The 20,617-nt window shown below is 35.4% G+C and carries 22 protein-coding genes and 2 pseudogenes; 9 read left to right on the top strand and 15 right to left on the bottom strand.

Annotated features, from left to right (window positions below; all coding sequences use genetic code 11):
- The first annotated feature begins 47 nt into the window (after window positions 1-47).
- Window positions 48-1,244 (top strand): M16 family metallopeptidase, encoded by a 1,197-nt coding sequence (locus XI25_RS12805; RefSeq protein ID WP_046678953.1) that lies wholly within the window; start codon window positions 48-50, stop codon window positions 1,242-1,244.
- Window positions 1,237-2,346, top strand: coding sequence for a hypothetical protein (locus XI25_RS12800; protein ID WP_046678952.1), 1,110 nt, complete (start codon window positions 1,237-1,239; stop codon window positions 2,344-2,346). Before XI25_RS12805 ends, XI25_RS12800 begins: the two co-directional genes overlap by 8 nt.
- Here the strand turns inward: XI25_RS12800 and XI25_RS12795 are convergent.
- The 10 genes from XI25_RS12795 to XI25_RS12750 form a co-directional block, all read right to left on the bottom strand.
- Entirely contained in the window at window positions 2,335-3,483 is a 1,149-nt protein-coding gene (locus tag XI25_RS12795; RefSeq protein WP_046678951.1) for a glycosyltransferase, read from the bottom strand. The genes XI25_RS12800 and XI25_RS12795 overlap by 12 nt on opposite strands.
- A complete protein-coding gene (locus tag XI25_RS31315) occupies window positions 3,483-4,211 on the bottom strand; it encodes an alpha/beta hydrolase (protein ID WP_052759587.1) in 729 nt (242 codons plus the stop codon). Before XI25_RS31315 ends, XI25_RS12795 begins: the two co-directional genes overlap by 1 nt.
- A complete protein-coding gene (locus XI25_RS31310) occupies window positions 4,211-5,953 on the bottom strand; it encodes a (d)CMP kinase (protein ID WP_052759586.1) in 1,743 nt (580 codons plus the stop codon). Before XI25_RS31310 ends, XI25_RS31315 begins: the two co-directional genes overlap by 1 nt.
- The gene (locus XI25_RS31305; RefSeq protein WP_082112343.1) at window positions 5,950-6,567 is read right to left on the bottom strand and encodes a dTMP kinase; all 618 of its coding nucleotides are present in this window, start codon (window positions 6,565-6,567) and stop codon (window positions 5,950-5,952) included. The genes XI25_RS31310 and XI25_RS31305 overlap by 4 nt, the downstream gene beginning before the upstream one ends.
- Window positions 6,527-7,309: an alpha/beta hydrolase gene (locus XI25_RS12775; RefSeq protein WP_046678950.1), complete on the bottom strand. Its 783-nt coding sequence runs from the start codon at window positions 7,307-7,309 to the stop codon at window positions 6,527-6,529. Before XI25_RS12775 ends, XI25_RS31305 begins: the two co-directional genes overlap by 41 nt.
- Before the next feature lie 16 nt (window positions 7,310-7,325).
- Window positions 7,326-8,414, bottom strand: coding sequence for a hypothetical protein (locus tag XI25_RS12770; RefSeq protein ID WP_046678949.1), 1,089 nt, complete (start codon window positions 8,412-8,414; stop codon window positions 7,326-7,328).
- Between the two features lie 61 nt (window positions 8,415-8,475).
- On the bottom strand, window positions 8,476-9,429 hold the full coding sequence (locus tag XI25_RS12765; protein ID WP_046678948.1) for a hypothetical protein: 954 nt from the start codon (window positions 9,427-9,429) through the stop codon (window positions 8,476-8,478).
- On the bottom strand, window positions 9,401-10,438 hold the full coding sequence (locus XI25_RS12760; RefSeq protein ID WP_046678947.1) for a nucleotidyltransferase family protein: 1,038 nt from the start codon (window positions 10,436-10,438) through the stop codon (window positions 9,401-9,403). The genes XI25_RS12765 and XI25_RS12760 overlap by 29 nt, the downstream gene beginning before the upstream one ends.
- Before the next feature lies 1 nt (window position 10,439).
- Window positions 10,440-10,676, bottom strand: coding sequence for a hypothetical protein (locus tag XI25_RS12755; protein ID WP_046678946.1), 237 nt, complete (start codon window positions 10,674-10,676; stop codon window positions 10,440-10,442).
- Window positions 10,677-11,312: 636 nt separating this feature from the next.
- Window positions 11,313-12,569: an MFS transporter gene (locus tag XI25_RS12750; RefSeq protein WP_046678945.1), complete on the bottom strand. Its 1,257-nt coding sequence runs from the start codon at window positions 12,567-12,569 to the stop codon at window positions 11,313-11,315.
- Between the two features lie 267 nt (window positions 12,570-12,836).
- Between XI25_RS12750 and XI25_RS12745 the strand changes: the two genes are divergently transcribed.
- The 6 genes from XI25_RS12745 to XI25_RS36835 all read left to right on the top strand — a co-directional run bounded on the left by XI25_RS12745 (window position 12,837) and on the right by XI25_RS36835 (window position 16,347).
- Entirely contained in the window at window positions 12,837-13,901 is a 1,065-nt protein-coding gene (locus XI25_RS12745; RefSeq protein ID WP_046678944.1) for an LLM class flavin-dependent oxidoreductase, read from the top strand.
- Between the two features lie 50 nt (window positions 13,902-13,951).
- Window positions 13,952-14,455, top strand: a complete 504-nt coding sequence (locus XI25_RS12740; protein ID WP_046678943.1) for a hypothetical protein — start codon at window positions 13,952-13,954, stop codon at window positions 14,453-14,455.
- 84 nt (window positions 14,456-14,539) lie between these two features.
- Window positions 14,540-15,250 carry a class I SAM-dependent methyltransferase gene (locus tag XI25_RS31300; protein ID WP_052759584.1) on the top strand — a complete coding sequence of 237 codons (711 nt, stop codon included), beginning with the start codon at window positions 14,540-14,542 and terminating at the stop codon, window positions 15,248-15,250.
- Window positions 15,251-15,630: 380 nt separating this feature from the next.
- Window positions 15,631-15,855 carry an IS110 family transposase gene (locus XI25_RS36840; RefSeq protein ID WP_082112341.1) on the top strand — a complete coding sequence of 75 codons (225 nt, stop codon included), beginning with the start codon at window positions 15,631-15,633 and terminating at the stop codon, window positions 15,853-15,855.
- 95 nt (window positions 15,856-15,950) lie between these two features.
- Window positions 15,951-16,157 carry an IS110 family transposase gene (locus tag XI25_RS12725; protein WP_046678941.1) on the top strand — a complete coding sequence of 69 codons (207 nt, stop codon included), beginning with the start codon at window positions 15,951-15,953 and terminating at the stop codon, window positions 16,155-16,157.
- Entirely contained in the window at window positions 16,090-16,347 is a 258-nt protein-coding gene (locus tag XI25_RS36835; RefSeq protein ID WP_082112339.1) for a transposase, read from the top strand. The genes XI25_RS12725 and XI25_RS36835 overlap by 68 nt, the downstream gene beginning before the upstream one ends.
- A 178-nt stretch (window positions 16,348-16,525) precedes the next feature.
- On the opposite strand, the gene XI25_RS12720 is transcribed toward XI25_RS36835, so the two are convergent.
- From XI25_RS12720 to XI25_RS12700, 5 genes and pseudogenes are all read right to left on the bottom strand, one after another.
- Window positions 16,526-17,011, bottom strand: a complete 486-nt coding sequence (locus XI25_RS12720; RefSeq protein WP_235439851.1) for an RNA polymerase subunit sigma — start codon at window positions 17,009-17,011, stop codon at window positions 16,526-16,528.
- Between the two features lie 142 nt (window positions 17,012-17,153).
- Window positions 17,154-17,414: pseudogene (locus tag XI25_RS36830) on the bottom strand (DUF7878 domain-containing protein); the annotation flags it as partial.
- Between the two features lie 344 nt (window positions 17,415-17,758).
- Window positions 17,759-18,067: a hypothetical protein gene (locus tag XI25_RS12710; protein ID WP_046678939.1), complete on the bottom strand. Its 309-nt coding sequence runs from the start codon at window positions 18,065-18,067 to the stop codon at window positions 17,759-17,761.
- A 94-nt stretch (window positions 18,068-18,161) separates the two neighbouring features.
- Complete coding sequence (locus XI25_RS12705; RefSeq protein WP_046678938.1) at window positions 18,162-18,839, bottom strand: hypothetical protein; 678 nt, start codon at window positions 18,837-18,839, stop codon at window positions 18,162-18,164.
- A 392-nt stretch (window positions 18,840-19,231) separates the two neighbouring features.
- A complete protein-coding gene (locus tag XI25_RS12700) occupies window positions 19,232-19,885 on the bottom strand; it encodes a hypothetical protein (RefSeq protein ID WP_046678937.1) in 654 nt (217 codons plus the stop codon).
- A gap of 532 nt (window positions 19,886-20,417) precedes the next feature.
- Between XI25_RS12700 and XI25_RS12695 the strand changes: the two are divergent.
- Window positions 20,418-20,617, top strand: a pseudogene (locus XI25_RS12695) (IS110 family transposase); the annotation flags it as partial.

The following is a 20,617-nucleotide window of genomic DNA, read 5'->3' as shown; positions in this document are numbered from 1 at the left end:
TTATGATATAATTGGTTAAAATACAAGAACATGGGTTGTGAGGTTTTATGGAATTTATTTATGATTCATTCACATTATCCAATTTACTAACTTGTGCAATCGAGTCAAAAGCGCTCCAACCATTTTCAGTTGTGCAGTTGCATTACAAGGTAGGCTCCCGAAACGACTCTCGACATAGAAAAGGGATCGCTCATATCAATGAACATATGATGTATCAACATAAATTATTTCCTGATAAGTCATTCCGGCAAATTATAAACGATTGTGGTGGTATATCAAGTGGAGCGACCTGGCTTGATTTCACCACTTATACTACAATTATTGATACTGCCTATCTTCAAGATCTATTAGCCTTTGAGGCAAACAGAATGAAAGAGTTAATCATATCTGAGGAAGACCTTAGCATTGAAAAAAGAATAATTCATCAAGAATATCAACAAATGCTGATCAATCATCCATTTATGAAAGTGGAGAAGCAGCTCATCCACATGATATTCAGTTCCAATCATCCTTACCGAAATTTACCTTATGGTTCAAAATCATCTGTTAACTTATGCACTTCTCTAGATATAAAAAAATTCCACGAATCGTATTATGGACCAAACAATTCCATCCTATCGGTATCGACTCCTCTCGGCAAAGATGAAGTAATAAACATGATATATGATTCTTTTGACGACATTCAGCCACGCTTAAGTGAACCATTAGATGGCCTATTCTCTTTCGGGAGAATCCATACAAAAAAAATGACTTATAAAGAAAAACCTTCTCGAATCTATATCGCTTATAGGGTATCAAATATACATTCGCTGGAACGTTACTGTGCAAATCTATTTGTAAGAGTTTTAAGCGATGGAGTGAATTGTAGATTTAATGCATTGCAGTTCCTGGATTATGGTTGTGAGCTTTATCCTTTAGAACATGACTCTGTTTTCGTGGCGTGGTGTTCAGTCGGTCAACGAGAAGATATTAAAACAGGTCAATCCCGCTTGATTTATATCATGGAAGAGTGTGAACTGAGTTCGTCAGAGATAGATCGGGCTGTATTAAGAGAGCATAAGGAGAAAAAAATCCTCTTAGATCATTCATTAAGTCGGGTTGATATGATGACAACCGAAGTTAGATACCCATTAAGTTTAAAATTTATGTCTTTATCCACCGATTTGATTACAAAAATAATTAAAAAAATATTCAGAAAAGAAAATCGATATATATTAATCTGTGAAGGTGAGGAAAATGATTAAAAAACATTCTTCAACAAAAAACACACAATCTTGGCTTTATTCTCGACCAAGTTATTCAGGGTTTAGCGAAGTGAAAATCGGTATTCCTCATTCCATGATATCTCAAAATACTTCTCCCGTTATAATATCAATGGATCCATATATTAAGAAGATACTAAGAGAATTGGATACCTTAGGTATAGATATTGAGTTTACATATTCATATGGATATCTTTTAATGAGCTTAACCACTAAATCCTGCAAAAAAATATCTGAATTGTTGTCCTTACTTATCTCCCATATCATATCTTTAAATCCTGGATCTATAGATGTTGTGAAATATGAATTATCACCCTACCAAGCTGGCATGACTGTTCTAGCCCGAATGTTAAACAACAAATTACTGCTGAACGAAGCGAATAGTATAAATTATGCTCCTGACTATAATATTACCAAAATCCAAATGGTCTATATTGGAAGTCCTATTGACATTCTGAACATTCCTCCATCTCCCTTTGATATGAAGCTCTGCATACCAGAATTCAAGCCTATTTCAGATACACATATAGCATTAGACTATAATATGGGAGAAATGATAAATATATATGGAGGTGTCTCCTTTCCGTCACCTCAAAGTGCAAATAGTTTATTAGTACTTTCTGAAATATTAGAAATGATGGTAATGGATCGATTACGTATACAGTCTGGAATGATATATGGAGTAAATGTTTACTCCAGAGGTAATCATTTATTATTTTCAACCACTATAAACGAAACAGATTATTTTAAGAGTTGCCGGCTTCTTGATGAACTAATGCGAGACTTTCACAACAAAAATTTTATGCCGTATATTCTTCAAGGATATAATAAAGCAAAACAATATTTTGAAATCATTTCAGAAGCGCCTGCTACTCAAGCGAATTGGTACTGGGATTTTTTGTTTTATCGTAACTTCAAATGCGGTCCGATCCCACTAATCCGTTGGGATCGGAATGAAGTTTTTGATCATTTAATGGAGGATGTATCCAGTACGAACGTTTCAGCATGGAAATGGGTGTATATTGGAAAAAAATCTTTTTTAAAAGAAAAAACAGTGTTAGAGCCTTCGTCATTAATACGATAATACCTTCGGTTCTTCGATTTTCATTTGACAATATGAAAGGTGATATCCTAATCCAGCGAACTGCATGATAGTTTCGTAGTAAAATGCACGGTAGGGATCGCATTCAACTTTTCCAAGCCAATTCTCACGCAAGAAACCTCTATTTTTCTCTATAACATCAACGAAACACATGACAGCCTGTTCATACTCACCCATTGCTTGATATGCTAATCCCTTATTTATTTTTGCATGAATTGCTATTGGTTCTAATAAAATCGCCTTATCAAAAGAATTAATTGCTTCCGGGAAGTTTCCGGTTGTTAGCTGCGTTACTCCTATCATGTTCCAAGCGGCAGCATCAGATGGACGTATTTCCACAGCTTTTCTATATGATAGTTGAGCTTCTTCATTTCGGTTCACTGAACGAAGTACATGGCCTCTAAAGGAGTGTAATGTAGCCGAGTTAGGATTCATAAGTAAAGCTCTTTCAGTTCTCTCCAATGCTGTATCAAATCGCCCCAATGTTCGAGAAATAAGCCCAATATACCCTTCTACTATAGCGTCATTTGGAGTCTCTTTTAATTGTTCTTCCATAAGAGCAATATATCGCAGACTTTTTTCATCTCTTTCTTTAACCGATCGGCAATGCCCATAATGATTTAATACAATAGGAGCAGACTCTACACGTTTCCCTATATCTTGAATGCTCATTTCAATGGATTCATTTATTTTTTTTCTGAACCTTACATTAGGATCATTTCTAATTAGTTTAACATTACGTCCAGAATACCATCCGCCTGTTGAGAAGAAATTATACCTCAGTACCTTGTAGGCATATACATCCGTTTGAGCCGTTTTAACTAATTCAACAACTTTCAGGGCTTCTTGCGGTTCGAATTCTTCATCAGCATCGAGGAACAAGATCCAGGGAGTTGTTGCATAATCCATGGTTGCATTACGTATTGAGCTAAAATCATCATTGAATGGAATCTCGTAAACATTATCGGTATATCGTCTGCAAATCTCTATTGTTGAATCCGTGGATCCAGTATCCACAATAACAATATGATCGACTATGTTATAGACAGATTTAATGCATGATTCAACGTACTTTTCCTCATTTCTTACCATTAAACATAATGTGATCCCTGTAGTCATTAGTTCATAACCTCCTGAAAACTCGATTCAAAAAATAAACTTAATTCATGTCCTAATTCTATTCTGGCATTGTATTTTTCGAAGAGATGATTCACATCACTAAACTTCCTGCATGAAAAACCAATGTTTTTGAGTTCAGATGACGCTTCTTTGACTTTATGATCTAATTCTCCAAAACATAGATATTTCTCCATGTGTTGATGAATACTTAATTCATAACGCGGATATATTTTTTCTCTTTCCCTCCAAAAGGATTCAGGAAGAAGAAAATGTCCGTTTCGGATTGCGTATTGACCATGAACACCAAAAGTAATTCCTTCTATTAGATCACTACTTATTAATGCAAGTGCCTTAGCTTTTACTTGAATAGAAGCTAGTGAGGCTACAACCCCTCCAATGCTCATTCCTAATACTCCAATATTCGGTGAATTGAATTTTTCATTGCAAAAATTATTTACTTTATGGAAGTCATCAAGCATTGACTCAAATGTTGTGTTATAGAAAATACCACTCGAATCTCCAGAGCCTCTAAAGTCAAAACGAATGACTCTGAAACCATTTTCGGCTAATGACTTGCTTAAAATCGAGAGTAAGTTTTGAGGCCCGGAACGATCACCGGTTAATCCATGACAAACGATAATATTCCCTTTGAAACCTATTTTCGGTTCATCTATCACCATAGTTATCCAGCCTGGATCTGTATTTAAAATACATTCGGTGCGATTCATCATCCTACTCCTATTGAGGAATTATATATTTCAAATCCGTTTTTATTATATTGTTCAACAACTTCATAACCATGTTTATTCCATTCACATGTAGTAAAAAATCGAATGTTTTTTTGATAGCCAGTCGAGATACCAATGCTAATTTCATAATTATAACCTTCGGCTTCCGTTTTTGAATCAAGAATAATTAAATCAACATCCCTGTTCCATTTTCTAAAAATATAGTCTTGGAGATATAATAAATGATCTGTGTTAATTGTTGATAAATCAACAATCATTGCATTTCGAAAACTATTATTTTGGAATATACCATATACTCCCATGTAATCCGATTTTTGATTTGGATCAAAGACAGTTTCAAACAACCTAAATTTTTTTGCATCTTCTGCGGTATGTTTTCTAAGGAATAAATCCAAATTATTTTTCCATTGCAAAAATTTGTTATCCGTCATTTCCCGATCATGCCATAAATGATATCCTGTTGCTCTCGATGAAAAAGCCCATCGTACTCCTTTGTGATGAAGCCTATATGCCCATTCAATGTCTTCAAGACCCCATCCGTAAAAATCCGCATCAAATAAATTATCAAGAAATAACCATCTAGGACCCGAGATGTTACAGGTATAAGCGATACTCCAAGGATGAGCCAGATAGTTCAGATCCATCGAATTCAAAGACAATAAGACTTCCCGACTATCTTTGCGGGAAAGATGAATGTCTAATTCATTTTGATCTTTAGGTAAATGCCTCCTGGCGCCAATCACAATAAGTTTATTATTTAATTCATGAAGCTGTATATGTTGCCTTATAAAATCTTCTTGAACAAGGATATCTGAATCAAGGAATATAATAAAATCGCCCTTAGCTGCCTGTAAGCCTAAGTTTCTTGCATATGCTGGACCTTTCCCGTCAGAAATAATCACTTTGTCTGAATATTTTTCGGCTATTTTAACGGAGTTATCGCTTGAATGATCGTCGACGACAATGATTTCATAAAGAGATTTGTCAATATCTTGTTGGGCTAAATGTTTTAGACAGGAGTATAAATGATTTTCACGATCTTTCACAGGAATAATCACTGATACGGTAAAAGGAATTTCATTCATATAATGTTTTATGTATCGATTCATTTGATTAACGGTTTCACCAAAAGTTGAATGACTAGAATCCCATGCAATCATTCCAGTCTTGTAACGTAATGGATCATTATCTCGAGAAAGGTCTAATTGATCCCGCTCTCTTACTTTTAGTAGAAGTTCTTCAGCTTGCTTTGATTTTCCTATACGAAAATATTCAGCATAATTTCTATTGGCCCGTTCAATAGGTTCTGCCCAAAGCAAGATTTTTATTATCGCATCAGGCATAATTTTATTAGCTATACGCCCCTCGAGAATAGTATGATGTATTTCGCAAAAAGCTCTTATTATCGAATATACTTGAGTTTGTATTAATGGATCCATGGCCAAAAGTGGAACTTCCGACTCTATATTCACGTCTCCAAACAAATGATCTGTTATATCCTGATGATATAGGAATATTCGAGGTTCCTTCGATTCATTTAGGTTAATCTTAATCATTGATGGAATAGAAGAAAGATCATTATTGGTGTAGACTTTAACCCAAGCAACCGAACGAAATATTAATCCAATGCTTAAATAGGTAAAATTCAGATCATTCGCTAATTGTCGGGAGACAGCGCCCTTCCCAACTCCGCTTAATCCGTCAATGGTGATGCAAGTCATCCAGGCTCCCCCCATTTTTTTTTGATTTCTGAAAATATTTCTATACACAATAACTGTTGATCACCTGTAGCATCTATACGATAAAAATTTTCCCGTTCAGCGAATTCATCAAATTTTTTTTTGGCTTTCGTGAGGAATTCCAGATTATCTCCAACCCCCTTCTTTGTACGTCTATTCAAACGATTGATTGCTACTTCAACTGGGACATCGAAATAAAAAGTTAAATCCGGTTTTGGTATCCAGCCCCATATATCAGGATCCTCTTCAATGTCATTTCCAAAAACGGATTGATTCACAAAATGCGAATAAACATATCTGTCACAAATAACCGTTTTACCATCGCTTAAAGCCGGAAGTATTGTCGTATGAATCGTATTTAACAATTTAAAACTAAAGTAATCAGCCATAAAGCTTTCTAGTTTCTTTGAGCCTTTCAATCGATGCTTTTTCAAATCATGAAGACCCGTGACAAAACGCCTTTCAGGAAGCAAAGGCTTAATCACTATATTCGGAACGCTATATTGGTTTAACATTTCTTGAACGTATCCAGCGGCACTAGATTTCCCTGAGCCATCAGGGCCGCACATGGCTATTAAGAGCGGCTTGTGTCCCAACGCATTCAACACCTTTCAAAAAATAATCAATAAGCATATTTCGTTCATTTTCCATACGAAAGAGACTGTCTTCTCCTAATACAGTTAATCGAGTGCTACTATCATAGATATCGATTTCGGAATTTGTACATATGTAGTGATAATTAGATTGCAAAAAGTTAACATAATGATCAATGCTTTCAAAGAAATCAACTGAAATTCGAAGGCCACCGATGCTTTCTATTTCGACGCCTAGATTGTTCCAGAACTTATAATATTCAACCGCTGATCTGGTATTCGGTTCAATGATCCCATTTATCTCCTTGGATAAAATGTTCTTTTTCGTTTGATTAAAGATTTCAGGCGAACAAGGATTTAAAGCGAATACTTTTCCGTATTCGCCTTCCGGAATAGCTAGACATCCGGTCCCTCGACAAATGGTCCAGATTTCTATACATTCATTTTTCAATAATGTATATACTTCTTTATATTGTTCCTTCCAGATGCTTATGGACAGGGGGAGCATACTTTCTCCCAAACCCGCAAGATCGAAACGAATCGTTTTACAGCCTGCATCAGCTAATTTTCGTGATATCTGTGAGAAGATATAGTTTAATCCAGTACGATTCTCTCCTAATCCATGCAAAAAAATAATACCTAAAGATGGGGTCGTATTATCGCAATTTGATATGCAAGTTTCAAGCAGACCGAACCATTTAATATTATTATGATGAAATTCTATTATTTCGGACGATTGAGACATAGCCTCTACTCTCCTATTATTCAATAGTTATTGCTGTTTCCTTAAAACTATCATATCTTTTAATGAAACATGGTTTGGTAATCCGAACATCAGCGTATTCATGCATATCTGTATTATCTTTTCGAAGTTTTGTTAGACGGAATGCCGAGAAGTCATGACCATTATTATTAGCACGTACAATATCAAACATTTCACTAGGGTGTGTACCAATCTTTACTTTCATTTTCTTAAGATACTCGATTTGCTTGATAATACAATAGTTGCAATCTAGACAAGTATCAATATTTTCTGCCCAAGCAAACCAACTAGAAGTCGCTTCATACTTTACTTCCCCCGTCTTAAGCGTTAATAGATTATAGTTGCTAATGATTTTTTGCGAAAATACCTTTGCACGAGTTAACATTCTCAAGAAATTCAAATCACCTGTTGTGGCTTCACTCAAAACAATTCGATCTTCTCCAACCTCAAATTTATAACCAAGTGCAGCCGCAATATCTAAATTTTTAGGTCCATTAAGTTCATGCATCCAGCAAGACTCACCAAATATATATGCTGCACAGCAACTCGTTTTGTGGAATGTCCTAACGCCAACCTCATCACAAAGTTGAATGAGCATTTCTTCAACACTAAACTCGATATGTTTATTTTTATATTTATCGTGTAAGCCGCCTAAGACCAGTAGTCTACTTTTCGTGGTAGATGCAACATTAACAATTCTCTTCAGATTATCAATGTTATCGTTTTTACCTCGTATGATTGGTCTTGTAAGAATAACTACATTATTAAAAACCTCTTCTAACGCATGGATCATCCTTACGCGATTTTCAAAAGAGTAGCCTCCTTCGTCAAGCCCGGTGAGAGAATAATAAACAACAACTTTGGGATGATTAGCAACGATTTGATATAGCTTTTCTATCACGGATTCATTCATAGGGGCCTTTGTAAATATGGCAACTGGAGCTTTATGATTATAAAGTTTTTGAAGTTTATCTATAGTGTTGTCAACTTGTTCAATGATGAATGGGTCCCCATAGGTATCGTTTACTGAAATCGGAATTAGGTCATACCAAAGTATGTTGTCGCTTTCGGATTTAGAATTTATCATACAAAAAATCCTTCTTTCTTTGATATATTAGTAAAACAGCAATACACATACGGGTCGAAAATTATCGATAAAAATGTAAATTTACTCTATCAACAGTCCAACCTGATTTATTCAGATTGGTCACCAACTTGGATGTTTGCAAATTCTTGTTTCCAAAAAGCGTAGCTTCGGCTCTTCGAATTCCAAAATTACTAGATCGTTGTTCTATATATGTCCACATTCTTGTCGACCAACCAGATAGTCTTTCTTCTGGGACGAAGATATCTACTAACCTGATCTCTTTACAGTTTTGTATTCGGCTATCAACGACTACAAACATTCCATGAACCTTTGGGTCCCCATCCATGTTGAAACCGATTGCAGAAAAACGAGCATCAGTGTTTAAAGGGATGTAAGAAGTCAGAACATATTCGTGAATGATATCATCACTACCCTCTGTTCCATAAGTATTTATGAATCCCTTGGTAAGACAATCAATGGCAAATTTTTGATTAGCATCATCAGTTAATTTAATATTATCTGCCTGGATTTCATAATTATCATTTGAAACTTCTCTACGAAGTACATGATGGTGTACTGTCATTCCATACTCCATTAATAAATTCCTTAAGCGCATGTCTTTTTCATTGTTTAGAGATAATTCAATTACAATTGTTGTTGAATTAGTACACTTTGCACTTTCAATTACTTGTTGCCATAGTTCTTTTGCAAACCATCTGGTATCATAATCACCAAAAACTTCAACGATATGAATTTCATTGGCTTTTGTGATTTCATTTATTGAAAAACCAAATATTGCCCCAGCCTTTAATTCCCCATCTAATCTACAAGTGAAGAAAATAGCTTCCTCTAAAACAGCTTTGGAATATTCCAATTCGATACGATCGCGAATATAATCCAAACTAAGATTTGAATCTATAGGATTTAGATTTTGTTTGGCACGTTCGAATATTAAGTTGTGAATATAGTGAATACAATTTAAAGAATCAATGGAATGAAGAATTTGAATTGTCATGATCTAACACCCATTCATCAATGTAAGTTACAGGTCTAATCCTGGTGACAAATGAACCAAGTTTTAAATTTGTTCTCCAGTTCCCCTCCTGTTTGTCCCTAATAAACATTGGGGGTGAAGAAAATAATTGTTCTTTACGCGATTCTGGGAATAGGTATAAAGGCCACCCAATATTAAAAATAAAATTCAAAGGAACCCTGGAATATATATTCATTGCTTTCTCAGGATACTTATTTTCAAATTGTTCCATACGACTGACAAGTGGTTCAAAGTAGATGCCAACAATTCTATTGAGAAATGGACGATATTTCATGACTTTTTTAATATGTAAAGTCTGCTTACTTTTATGATTTGAAAATGCAGATTGATCTTGTAAAGAATCCAAAAAAGAAAGTATGTTTGTCAAATTTATTTTCTCTGCATATTGCCTGAATTGTTGGACTTGACCAAATAATTCAAGTTTTTTCAATTTGTCCTTAACTCTGTGAATATCAATATTCGCTTGAATGATTTGTTCCATATCCAATAGATCTCTTATATAGAGAGAATTTCGTTCATAAGATTCACACAGCAATAATAAAAAGTTATCTGTATCCGAGAGAATCGGAACGCTTACATTTCCAATTTCAATGAATTGAAGACTATTCCAGGATCTCTCGTCTAGTGGATAATGGCTTTGATGACTGATTGAAGGTCCTCCTAAAGTTATATCCACCATGATTGGATGATCCAATTTATCAGTTCGTTTATTAAGAGCAACTCCAATCCATACCGAATCATTATCAAACTTGCTTTTTTGTTTTCTGATAACCATTGGTTTAGCTATGAAGTATTCTAATCCTAAAAGCAAATCCATAATATTATTAAAATCTTCAATCGTCTTAACAATAATATCGATGTCATTAAATTGGCGATTATACCCTGTTGGATAATATGATTGAAAACCAAATCCTCTTAGTAACGCATAATTAATATTTGTTTTTGATAAATGGCGAACAATTAAACTCACTTCATCTATAAGAACTTTTTTTTTTATTTCTCACTTTCTCAGCTTTTTGCGTAACATCAGAGTCAAGAACCCCTAATTTATCCATCATGTACAATACTTGAGGGGTTACTTTTTCATCATCAGCACCCTTTAGATCCAACAGAGAGTCAAATAGAGAGTCTTTGTGTTCAACATTGGGCCAGTTTCGAAGCATATATAGTAATGCTTGTGTTGCTTGGAGTTTTTTGATATTGTTCAATTTTTTCCTCCAACTTAAAACTTTTTATATAAAATTTTTTTGATTTTTATGTAAAAAGACAATAACATTCCGTCAATTCGATAAATGAGCACATGTCATTAACATCTAAATTCTTTTCTAGGATCATTACTTTTGAAGGGAATGAAGTCTAACATCTTGAACAAGAGCTGCAGAAATAAATAGTGGGGTAATCGCATACTGATGGGCACTTTCAAACATCGGCCCCCCTGGTTGCGGAGCCAAGTTAGTAAATTTGTTTTTTGACGCAGAGGAACATCTTAGTGAATTTATCGGTGAAGTGTGGTTGATTAATCGGCTTTGCATTGAGGTATAACGGTATTTTTAATGCCGTCTACATGGTAGGGTAACTCGAAGTTATTGTTCTTTGAAGTAACGATTAGCAAGCCTACTTAGGTAGAGGCTTGCTAACCGTAAAGTCAATTAGAGTAAATTATTTCTTTTTGCTTTCCGGTTGTGGCTTAACGTCAGGTTTTCTCACGATCGGTTTTGCCCACGGAAGTGGGGCATCATTAAAAACTTTCATCGTAACACCACCTTTCATAATACTTAAAAATTATCATAATTTTGAAATAATTTCTACATATTTCTTTATTTTTAAAGAATTTAAACCAAACTCTATATGGTGGTTTCCAATTCGGTTTGTATCTCTCGTTCTTTTTGCGCCCTAAGGTAAATGAAACCAATAACACATATTATCAAGAGCATCAAACTTCCAACTTCAAATACAACAGATGACCCAAAGTTTTTGGCAATAACTCCCCCTAGAACTGCCCCTAATGGAATGCTTATCCAGGACATGGATCGTGTTACACTACTTACTCTGCCAAGATATTCACTAGGAATTATTTTTTGTCTTAAAGACACGATCTCAACATTCCATACAGCATTTGTAATACCGATGAATATTTCTGCCATAAATATTAGCCATAAGATATTGCTAATTCCAATAATTAATAGTCCAATAGCTTGAATCATAAATACAAAAATCATGAGCAAATGAATTCTTTTTTTTCCGATAACTTTATCAGCTATAACAGAACCAATAAATACTCCCAGAGATATTCCAACCATAAGTACACCTGCTATTTCTGATGACAGATAAAGTTCTTCTTTGAATCTGAAAAGCACAACAGCACTTGAGGCTTGTATAGCAAAATTTAAACCTGCTGTCATATATGCCAATATACGTATTAATTTTTGATTATTCAAAAAGGAAATTCCTTCTCTTATATCTCTCCACATTTTCATCTTGGTTTTTCTGAAATTATGATCAGAAAGGCTAGTTTTAAAAGTCATCAAACATAGCATTGTTATTGTGCAGAATACTATGTCTAAAATTATTGTATTAGTAACACCTATAAATGCAATTAATAATCCAGCTAAACCAGTCCCTACCATCTTAGTGATTGATGAGACTGAATTAAAGGCGCCATTTGCCTTTCTTAATAACGACTTTTCTACAATACTTGGTAAGGCTGCAGAGCTACAAGTATCGAATATTGCAGAAAGTCCACTCATGAGTATTTGAACAAGATAAATTTGGATTAACGATACGTTGTCAATTGCCTCTGCTATAGGAAAGCTGGACAGAAGCGCTACTCTTCCAACACTTGAAATAACCATCAGAGTTTTTCTGTTCATACGATCTGCCCATACACCTGCAGGAAACGACATAATAATGTACGGTAAAAAACCTAATGCTAGCATTATGCCTGATTGCAATGGTGACCCAGTGAGTTGCAGGATGTACCAAGATAATGAGAATGTTGTAATAGCCATTCCAATCTGGGAGGTAATGTGTCCTAACAGGAAAACCACAAATTTCCGACTATTCATAATACGTTCTTTACTATTGCCGTTATCTTGTTTCAAAATTTCACCCCTTTCGTTGAAAGAAAAATGACTACATTTTAATCGCTAAAACAGTTTTATAACTATCCTTATTTCCACACTTTAGGCTAACCCCCTTATCTATTTTTTTAGATATTCTCTATATTTGAAAAAGCGGTCTTGACCATGATTATTATTATGTTTACCATGATAATTATCATATCCATAATTATGTAAAGTTAATAATAAATCCAAAAACATAAAAATAAAAGATTATATCCTAATTTGTTTGTTTTTTGGGAGGATAATATGAATAGACAATTGAAAATGTATTGGTTTTTCCCCCTTGAACCAGATGTGTCATATATTGGTACTTGGCCTTCTATTGGTCCTGAACCAACCGTCGAGTACCTTTCTAAAATAGTCAAAGCATCTGAAAACGGAGGTTTTGATGGTTTACTGGTACATACAGGCTACTCACTTACACTAGAGACCTGGGTGGCAGCAGCTTCTGTGTTAGGAAAAACCGAACGCGCCCAATTGATTCTGGCTGTACGTCCAAATCAATATCACCCTGCACAATTGGCTAAGATGGCTGCAAGTTTGTGTCAACTATTTCCTGGACGCATTGCCTTAAATGTTGTTACTGGACAAACACAAGAATGCAAATGGATTGGAAATTTTGATGATCGAGAGACACGTTATCAGAGAATTAAGGAATGGTTCGAAATCACGAATGCACTTTGGTATGAGGACGATATCTTCACCTATAATGGCGTTGTTTATAAGTTAGAAGAAAACTATTTCCACCCAAAATTATCACAACGTATTGAAATATTTTTTTCGGGTGGCTCTAAGGAAGCAACAGAAATAGCGTTAAAATATGGCGACACCTATTTATTATTTGGAGAACCCGTAGAAAAAATCCGCAATCGAATAGCACTCATAAAGTCAATGAAAGATTCCAGTTCTCTTCGCTTTGGTCTTCGAATGCACATTATTGTCCGTCAAACTGAAGAGGAGGCTTGGAATGCAGCTAATGAACTTATTTCAAGGGTGGATCCAGAAATAAAAGCTTTTTTATGTTCCCAAAAGCATAGTGAGTCTGTGGATCGGAAGAATCAGCAAATGCTGGCAACAAGTAATGACTTGATCATTGGTCCAAATCTTTGGGCGGGTATTGGTACTGCACGTCTAGGGAATGCAACTGCCTTAGTCGGTAATCCCCAACAAATTGTTGAAAGATTAATAGAATACTGGAACGTAGGCATCGATACATTTATTCTATCTGGATACCCCAAATTAGATGAAGCAAACAGATTTGGAGAAATGGTAATGCCACTTTTAAAAACAAAACTCAATATGAATAACTAACTTTTCAAAAATCCCCCAGCAATTATCAATCATTTGATAGGAGATTAATTATGATAATAGATGATCCAACTCCGCTTCACGTATTCATTCAATATCGAAATCATCAGTTTGAAACAGTTCCAGCTATTCAAGTTAATAATGTAATATTCCGGGACGAAAATGATCCGAGAAATAACTCTGTAAGACGATACTTTTGGCTATTAGAACATAAAGTTCAGATGGTATTTGATCCTATTAATTGGAAGAATGAATGGCGAATTGATCTAGTCGATATAAAGATTGAATCTAATAACCCCTATATATATAAAGTCGTTGATATGGCACTTGATATTGTCGTTGAAAATATGGGCCCTACTTACCGGATTCTTGATTTGGATGATCTTGGAGAGAGACTTGAATCTGGTGAATTTACTATTAGTCAAGTTACTGGCATTCTTTCAAGAACTCAATTATTTTTAGATTCATTTCTTCATAGAGGTGCTCCATGGCCCCCTCCCGAAATTCGTCCATTTTTCTCAATTGATCATAACTACCCGAATCCGGACAAAATCTGAGAAATTAAAAAGTAAACGTGTTCGTAATGACTGTCCGATTTTATTATTTTTATCCAAAATTACTTTGTTAAGGTGGTATTCATAATGAAGCAAGGAGATATTCTTCAAGCGTTTACTGATGAAAAACGCTATGCTGCGCAAAAAGCAGTATATTCTTCCAGTATCGATGGTTTGGATGCTGAAGAGGAATCATTTAAAGTTATTTTAGAAAGCAAACCCAAAAGGATACTTGAAGTTGGCTGTGGTATGGGAGAGTTTTCTCACCGATTATTGAATGAGCTTAATCCAATCCCTGAAATCACTACAGTAGATATCTCAGAACGTATGGTTGAATTAAGTCGGCAAAAAGGTTTGCACTCTCAAGTTGCAGATGTTACCTGTCTACCTTTTCCTGACCATTCATTTGATTGCGTAATAGCTAATTGGGTTTTACATTATGTAAGCAAACCTAAATATGCACTCTCAGAAATTTTCCGAGTTTTACAAGTTGATGGGAAGTTCATAGCAACAACAAATAGCAATTATCATATGAAAGAAATCTGGGAATTAATTTTTGAATCTCCATCGTATGAGTTCTCTTTCAGTAGTGAAAATGGCCATGACCTGTTAAGTAAATATTTCAAAGATGTTAAATATATCAATACAAAAGGTACCGTTTTATTTGAAAATCGCTCTTCAATTGAAGGATTTATCGAACGGCATATTAGAGGTGAAGAAATAGTATCATTATTACCAGAACTGTCTGTCCCCTTTACTGCAACACGTAGATCAACTATTTTCATTTCCACTCGTTAAATATACAAACATAGAAGAAAATGTACTACGGAGCCACTGCCTCTGCAAAGTAAGCTCTTTCGATTTCAAACAGTTCCAAATGTGGGTCAGATTTAACGTAGATTCGCAGCTTTTGCATCAACTATTAAATGCTCTTTGCGGACCGAGGGCAGAATGGCCCGAAGTGTGAATATGATGTTGGTATTCTCAGTTCATACCCGACTGGTTCGGGGATGAACTTTTTCTTTTATACTGGAGAAAACACCGGGCTGAAAAACGTATGGCTTTGTTAGGACACAGATCCTGTCGCATAAAGTGTTGTACGCCATTCAAATGAGGAACTTCATCGACTCTTGACTATCTTGGAGCAGATGAAAAACATCACGGGGTAGAGCCCAAGGATGTCTCGAAGCCACCTTAATTATTCGAAACCTCTGGTCTCGTTCTTTTCTTCGCATGGTTATTCCGTCGTCCTTCTGAATCCCATACTTACTCATCAGCTCAAACAAAAAGCCATACGCAAGATTAAGACCGATCCCATTGATGTAATTCGTATTGCTCATGTTTTCTACTTACAATCTCCCCAGGCTCAAGTACAGCTGAAATTTCTAGTCATAGTCTTCTAGCTCTTCGTGTAATTCAAGCTCAAAGAGTTGTTCTGATCCAGTATATCGATCTGCTTAAGACTTACCAAGATTGTATGGAGGATCTCTTGCATACCATGCAATCACTCGCTGAATCTATTGCAATCTACCATCTTCTTCGCACCATTCCAGGCGTGGGTCCATTAACAGCCGCCATAATCATTGCTGAAATTGGAGATATAAAAAGGTTCCCCTCCGCGAAACAACTAGCAGCTTTTGCCGGGCTTGACTCAGCTGTTCACGAATCGGGGAACCTTCAAATCAAAGAAGAATCGAATATCTAAACGAGGATCGCGCTACCTGCGAACGGCTCTTTATCAGGCCACTGTCGCAGCCATCTCCAAGCAAATTCACGGCCCAAAAAATTCGATTTTCTCAGCAAAAACGAAACGAAGGCAAACCGGCAAAAGTCGCAATTGTCGCAACCTCTCACAAGCTTTTACGCATTATTTTTGGTATGTTGAACTCGGGTAGAGCTTTTCAAGCTGGTTAAATTCCAAAGTTGGTATTTAACTTCCAGTGATATCTACTTTTCTAGGTAGTTCTATTTAGGTATGCTTACTTTCTGCAAACGAAATCTTTTTTATCGATAGAGTTGACTTTGATTAGCTGTTTATACGAAGACCTCGACTTCACCAAAATACCTGCAAATCTATTGTATTGGCATGAAGGATACCTTCCATATGCCGGTTTCGTCCAAAATCATTTGAAAACCTGATTTTTCCCCAGGTATTACTTCATATTCGATATAACCCTCATAATCGCTGATTTGAACAAATCGTCCATGTTCGAGATTCTTATATTGGGCTAGGATTTGTTCTTTTGTTCCTCGATCTTTTTCGGGAATCTGCTCATCCTCTTTCTTGGACCAAGCAACATGACCTTTCCTTTGGGTATATAAAAGGTAAGCAACATCATGGTCAGCTTCAAACCTCGAGAAAACATATAATTTAGCGACACTTTTCGGATCAAGATTCTGCAATGCTGATTCGTCAAGATCTTGTTTCAAACTTTCATATACACTCTTCTCATTTTGATTTAGTTGAAATGTCAGATTAGGAGGACTATCGACAGATTTATTACATCCGAGGATTACTATTAAAGCAATGATAGGAAAAAATGAAGTTAAAAATTTCATTAGCATCTCCTTTTTTATTAGGTTTTATAGGTTTTCACATTTTTAGAAAACTCTTCTTTTAAAATCCTCGAGCAGACCGAGGAGCGAACGCGATGGTGCGTAGATACTGTGTTATGAGATGTCCCTGGCATCATTGAAATCACTATAAAAAATCATTAATACTTATCCCAAATCTATTATTAATATCTGTATTAATGTCATTTATTAATTTTTTTATCTCTTCACTTAATACATGATCATTCACTAAAATATCAAGATCTGCAGTATGCCATGAAGAATAAACCTTCCACATATCAACATTAACATTATGAAATTCAAATATTACCTCAGTATCATGATCCATTGAATAGTAATAATAGTTAACTTTGTTCTTTCTCTTCTCATTTAACCATCGCTGCAACGAGACAGCTACTTCTTTAAAATCCCCAGGGGTTTCGCATAACGTTCAGAGGTTAACGACGGAAACTCATTTACTTCTTGCTATTCGCTTTTATTAGGTGGGATTCTGTGTTGGTGAATATTCTTCTATACAAACTACTTCTTCCAACCAAGGACGAATGTCCGCTTCGTGAAACTTTTATTATAGGATGTCAATGCCCTCTTCGAAATACTTACACTATTCAATTATCGTACCCGTTACCTTAAGTACACCCTTTCACAATCTTCGGTACACCATAAGAAAAGTGCGAATTAATCCTTTTGCATTATGAATTAATTATTTCAACCTTCCAAACTGGAATTTGATATCTACTTTCTGTCACGATATATAATCAGAGTAATTGCATTTAATATAATGGTAACAATGAGAAGAACTGCTGCGACGAATGCCACAGCACCCGTTGTGTCCAAAAGAGCAGCCCAATCCTCAATCTTTACCAAATGATAGTTATAGAAAATCTGGAGACATAGCGAAATAGCACAAGCACTGATGCTCATAATGGAAAGAATGCCCCAACTCCTATGCTCATGTTTTTCATATCGCACGAGATTAACAACAGGAAGTATCCAAGCAATTAGTCCAAGCACGAGGCTGCCAAGATTAAGCAAACTAATCATATCAAGTCCCCCTGTTTCTATATTTTTGTTCAACAATTATGACGGTTAGTTTAATCAACTAATCAAATTGGAATATGTCAGCTTCGTATTATGTTTATTTCGCACATATGCGTTTACTCTGACACATATGGCAATTGGGGTCATCTGATAAAACAACGCTTATTTCTTTAGGTAAAGTAATTCCCCATGAACATAATATATTTTTAGCATCCTTAATAACTTGATACGGCATCGTTTCATCTACCTTATATTTCAAAAGCACTCCTTTTTGAAATTGTGCATTTATCAGCCCCATATCACTTAATGCTTGTTCTAATGATATTTGTTGAGAAATAGAATTTTCGACACAATTGAACTGAAACCAGCCATAGTTATTAAAACTGTAAAATTCTTCTTTACCCCATTGTTCTTCTGCATAAACAAGATGATTTTTATTATTGTGTGTTGTTGGTGCAGTAAACTTACTGAGTGCTTCATGGACAATTGAACATACGGTTTCAAGTTTTTCTATCTCTCCGTAGTGCCGCCAATATGCAATCGCAAAATTGTTAACAAATTGTTCTTCGTCTACAGGATGAGGACGGTTTGGACAATTATATTCAAAAACTGCATGTCCTAATTCATGAATCATATTATACCAATGAAAATATATTTCAAAATTATATTCTACATCTTCACCTAATAAATTTTTTATCATTAATTTTTGCTCCAAAGGAGCTGTTATATATTGTCCAGTTATTATTTCTACTTTGTATTCATCAACATTTTTCATGTGCTTACCTCACAGTGAAATCAAATAATTTATAGTTCGAATTCAAATTACTATTTATTGAGTTATTTTATACCTTCTATACATCGCATTACTTTACAACTCTGACTTACTATTCATTTTATGATTATCCAAAACCTTCCAGTTGATAAACTCTTCAATAGACCTAAAATTTCTCATAGCGTTCTTGTGTTCACGACGTCCTTCCCTCTTAGATAGCTCTTATCTTAGGGGAAGGATCTGTCTGCTGCCTTGACTTCCCCAATTCTTCTTCTGCAGAACGAGGGCTGATGCCGGATGTGTGAACACTTTGTTATCTGATGGCAGAGCTTCTTGTATTACATTCAAAAAATTTATTAAATTAAAGAAAGCTGCTAAAATGGCAGCTATATGAGCTATTCTTCTTTGAATTTAATACTCGTAATCTTTATAGTAGCGTTTCCTGACTTCCATTCTTTTGGAACAAGTTTTGCCGAATAAAAATGATCATTATCGAACTGGAATGTATAATTGGGTTTTAATTCTTTAAAGTCACTTACTCCTGAGTCTAGAACTGGATAATATGTTTCCTCAGCAATATTGTTTCCCTTTCCATCTGTAAAATAAACTGTAACTTCTATTTCAGAAAGAGTCTTTTTCCCTTTGTTCTTAATTTTGAAAACAACCCCTGGAACCTTACCATCAAGCCATGAATCCATGTACACTGCCTTAAAATCATATACCTGTAGAAGGTTATTAATGTATTCATCTTCGACTGTAGTGTTATAGTTATTTACGTTATTATTCTTTGGATTTGCCTCGCTCCGGTATAAATCCAGTTTTTCTTTCAATTCTCTATTTTCGTTAGTAATCTGATTCGTTTGAATTAATTCTTTAGCTTGATCATCAATTTTCTTCCGCGCTAATTCCAATTCTTTCTCTAAGCTAGCTAGTTTTTCTTCAGTAGTCTTCTTTTCATTCTTTACTTGATTAAAATCTTTCTGTGATACACATCCTGCTAATACTAAAGAAATACCAATAAGACTAATAAAACTTTTGCATAACTTCATTCTCTTAATTGCTCCTTTAATTTTAATGTAACTTGGGACTTAAGAATCAAAAGTTTATCTCATATCACTATATTACCATCAAATAGAAAAATGATATAATATAGTGTTTCTCTATAAGTTTACCTCGCTTTCAGATAACGCTCCTGAATTCACGACGTCGCCCCCGACTTAAGGCTCCGTCAGGAGCCGATCGCGATACGGTTAGTCGGTGCGGATGTGTTCGTTGAATCTTCTCCCCTGCCGATCACTTCTCGCGGACCGAAGAGCCGACAGACTCCGTTGCGTGAATATAATGTTGGTATTCTCAGTTCATAACCGACTGGTTCGGGGATGAACTTTTTCTTTTATACTGGAGAAAACACCGGGCTGAAAAACATATGTTTTGTTAGGACACAGATCCTGTCGCATAAAGTGTTGTACGCCCTAGCCTTTTGTTCATACCCCGATTCAGCTGGTTGGGTCTAGAACCCGTATCACCGTGCCAACCTGTGGAGAGCAAAAGTGCTTGCCCCGGTTTATTTAAGGAGGTTATATGAATCAACCTGTTCTAAGTATCGATGTTGCGAAAGGAAAAAGCGTTGCTGCTGCGTTTCTTTCTTACCAAGATTGTATGTATAAACCGTTTCCGTTTTACCATTCAGAAGAAGATCTTCAGCGGGTCCTGGCTATTCTGGAGGAATTGAAGTCTGTCTCCGGTCAAGAACCAAAAGTGGTTCTTGAAGCCACTGGGAA

This window comes from Paenibacillus sp. DMB20 (assembly GCF_000987955.1).
Classification (GTDB): Bacteria; Bacillota; Bacilli; order Paenibacillales; family Paenibacillaceae; genus Paenibacillus_AQ.
This window is presented reverse-complemented; position numbering and strand designations above follow the sequence as displayed.